At 39.4% G+C, this 3,393-nt stretch carries 1 protein-coding gene; it reads left to right on the top strand.

Annotated elements, in window-relative coordinates:
* A partial coding sequence (locus Q0F90_RS08230) for a TonB-dependent receptor domain-containing protein (protein ID WP_296004652.1) occupies window positions 1-3,093 on the top strand: 3,093 nt, incomplete at its 5' end.
* Between the last annotated feature and the right edge of the window lie 300 nt (window positions 3,094-3,393).

Raw genomic sequence — 3,393 nt, forward strand, 5'->3', positions numbered from 1 at the left:
GAACCAGGTATGGGCGAATTGTACTATAACTGGGAAATGTATGGTCCTAATATTACCTTTGCTACCATCGGTGGCGGTGAAGCTCGACTCGGTTGGTACTGGGTAGGTAATCCTAACCTTAAACCAGAGAAATCAATGAACTTTGATTTAGCTTTGGAAGGAGAAAATAAAAATACCTATGCGAAGATAGGCGTGTTCCATAATAATATTCGCAATTATATGTCTGTGTACAATACGGGTTATTTAATGGACTTCCATCCACAATACGATGAATCTACAAACCTTGGGGCGGCTAAATTTGCTCATGCACCGGATATGATTTATAGCTTCCGCAATATCGGTAAAGCACAAATTACGGGGCTTCAATTTGAAGTGAAACAAACTTTGAATAAACATTGGAAAGCTCGTTTAGGCTATACTTACTTGCGTGCCCTCAATAAGAGCGATAAAGATATGCCTCGTGAATTATTGGATAAACCACGTCATAAAATTGATATCGGTGTAGACTTTGAAGATAAAGCGAGTGGTTGGAGCGGTAGTCTATGGGGTGATTACTACATCCGCATGTTAGATAGTAATTCTCTATCTGGCGGTGGTAATTACATGGTTTCTTATATCGACCCTAATGATTCCAACAAATCTGTTATTCGTTATAATTTGAACAATAGACGTAGTGCTGATATGTACGACCGTAAAACCTATGGTATTTGGAACTTTATGATTCAAAAGAAAATCAATAAAGATTCTCGCGTATACTTTGGTATCGATAATATCTTTAATCACCGCGACGATAACCGCGCGTTGTCAGCTCGTGTATATCGTGTAGGTTTAAATATGAAATTTGGTTTAGGCTCTGGTGAAAGCAAGACAAAACTTACAAAAGAGCAATTGGAAGCATTGCCACCAGCAGTGCTTACCGATTTCATTACCCGCCCATTCGATGAATCTAAAGCTCGTGATGTAGAGCTTGTAGGCGATTATCGCGTACGTACTGATAGTCATCTTGGCTCTGATAGACCAGAAACAAAAGTAACACCCACAAGTTATGTGGCCGATGATGCGGCTAAAAATTTAGCTGATCGCAAGGAACATGGCTTGAACCAACGTATTCGGGTAGGTGTAGACGCCCGAATTAACGACAATACTAATGTACGTGTTGTAGGTAGTGCTTCTGGCCAACCTGGTGTAGATAGTAGTCACGAAACAGAAGGCTCTAAAGGCTTTAACCATCAACGTCTTGAAGAGTTTGATGTAACACATCATGGCTCTAAATGGGATCACAGTGCAGGTAGAATTACCGAATCGATGGGTGTTACAGGGTACTGGTTCAACAAAGAATACGATGGTATTCGCAGCGTTTGGACTAATAAGAATACCCAAGTTCGCGTAGGTGTTGGTAGCTTTAAACACAGTACCGGTATCAGCGATAGTGCCTATACACATGCTATTTATACGAACTTTAAACGGGTTCCTACTGTAGATGAATTTGTAGGTATCACGGGCGATACTGATGGTAGTAATAAAGAGCTTATCGTACCTGAAGCAGGGGATAAGATTAATTTCTATCAACAATTAAAAGTCTTGCGTGATAAAGAAGGCGCATTAGAAAACGAAGTTAAAGAATTAAAGCAAAAAATTGAGGACCTCAACTCCGATATTTGGTGGAAAGAAAATATTGATGAGTTACCAGCTGATCAATTGGCTCCATTAAAAGCAGACCTTGCGAATTTACAGGCACAATTGCCAGACGTAGAGGCTCGTGTTGCTAAAGAACGAGAACCATTAAGAGCTGCTCAATTTGATGTAGTACGTCGCATGCAAGAGATTGTAGCGAAAGCTTATGGACCAGATGCAGATAAACAAACTGTATTACTTGAAATGCCTGATGTTAAGGTTAAATACACTTATAAAGACAAACGGTATGATGAAGATACGGAAGAGTGGGTTACTGATGAAGGAACAATTAATACTACCGTATCGGCAGGTAAAATTGGTTTAACTCAAAATGATCCATTATTTGAGGTTAAGTTGAGTGATACTTCTGTATTAGCTGATAATGGTAAGACATTCTTAACTAATTGGTACAACAAAAATAAAGAGGCTATTGAAGCGGCGTATCGTAAAACTGCACAAGATCGGGCAGCCCTTATCTTCAATAAAGATGCTACCTATACAGTTAGCTTCGACGACAATGCCTTTGACGGTTTAGGGGATAACATTTACAATGCTAACTCTGTTAATGTTAAAGATTATGGTACGTCTAATGTTATCAATGTGAAGAATAGCGACCATTATCCACAATTACTGGCTTCTTATTTTAATGGCTTGACTCGTCTTCTTGAAAAAGCAGATGGTCATAGCCGATTACCTCGTGAAGCATTAGGTAAATATACTGGTAATGTTATACCAACGACAGGCGTTGTTTTACAACAAGATACAGTTCCTCCAATCGAAAAGGCTGCTTATGTTCAAGTTAAACGTATGGTAACACCTCGACTTGGTTTAGCTGCATGGTACTTGCGCTCCTTCGGTGGTAGTGACTATCGTTTCTATACTGCAAATGGTAATGCTACAGAAGCACATGAGTTTAACAATGTGGCTAATGTCTTTGGTATTGGCGCTAAGTATCAATTAAATCACAATGCAAGTATTTCCTTCGACTATGGACAAAACCGTAGTGACTTTGGTCGTTTCATGAATGGCAATACTCATTATGAACATCAAGCTGGTTCCTCTCAATTCGATATCAAAGGTCGTGATGTTGGTGGTACACCGCACTTCTGGGCTTTGCGTTTCGATGTAGGCCGTGCAGATATGAATAAACCAGGCTCTTGGAATGCCTATGTAGATTATAAATACTTCGCACACGGATCCTTCTTTGGAGGCAATGGTACAGAGGCTGTGCCTGACCGATACTTAGATGGTATTAAGAGCTTCACCTTTGGTGGCGGTTATGTACCGACTAAAGATCTTTTATTACAAGCATTTTATACCTTTGATGCAAAAGGCATCAATAAACGAGATACCTTATATGGATCTGAAAACTTCAAACTTGGGAATTATACTCGTTTCCAAATGACGTATAAATTCTAAAAATTTATGTCCGATTTGTCCAAAACGTATATTTTTGGTCTTTTCGGAGTAGATATGCAAGATACACTTTGCTAACATAAAAATGTGAATGATATTCAATGTCATTATGTTGGTAAAGTGTATCTTTTTTCTTTTTGTGTGGGAGATACAAAACTTATGGTTAGTTAGAATTTGAGGAGGGCACAATGAACAGGTGGGGATATACAAAGCGCAACATCATTCTGTCTAGTGCAGTGGCCTTATGGCTTAGCGCACCTCTTGTAGTGTGGGCGGATAATGCGACTGTCACTACGGATGTTG

This window comes from uncultured Veillonella sp., assembly GCF_934190855.1.
GTDB lineage: Bacteria > Bacillota > Negativicutes > Veillonellales > Veillonellaceae > Veillonella.